A 639-nucleotide genomic window follows, 5' to 3' on the forward strand; every position below is an offset into this window, starting at 1 on the left:
TTTCCGAGTGATAAACAGAGGAGGGGTGAGATGGAAAGAATCCTTTAGAGCACAAATAAAGACACTAGTTTTTGTGTTGAAAAGAGTATTGTGTTGCAAACCAAGAGGTGCTTAACTCTAGATCCCTAAGTAACAGAGGTATAAATAATTAATGGACGACCCCTTTAGTCGACTGAACCCTTCTCCGTATCGCTTCCACTCTCAGGAGGCATACTCATGTTAGAACTTTTCATGCAACCTGAAGCATGGGTGATATTTGCCACCTTATTTGCTCTCGAAGTTGTTTTAGGCGTAGATAACGTCGTTTTTATTTCCGTTTTATGTGAAAGATTGCCATCCCACCAGAGAAAGCTTGCACGAAACCTAGGTATTGGTCTTGCGGTGTTAGCGCGTATTGGATTGGTGTTTTCTATCACATGGATCATGCAACTTACACAACCACTATTTAGCGTTGCAGACCATGCGGTGACAGGTCGAGATATGATAATGATCTTGGGTGGTGCGTTTTTGTTAGCGAAAAGCTTAAAAGAGCTTTGGAGCTGGTTAACTCACAACGAAACCGATCACTCTACCCATGTGCGCACAGGATTGGCGGTGGTTTTGTTACAAATCGTTGCGGTTGATGCGGTATTCTCGATG

Annotated in this window: 1 protein-coding gene; it reads left to right on the plus strand. The window is 43.0% G+C overall.

Translation table 11 applies throughout. The features are described from left to right. Nucleotides 1-216: 216 nt before the first annotated feature. A partial coding sequence (locus R7190_RS28315) for a TerC family protein (protein ID WP_318137983.1) occupies nt 217-639 on the plus strand: 423 nt, incomplete at its 3' end.

The sequence above is a fragment of the Vibrio sp. 1078-1 genome (genome assembly GCF_033340475.1).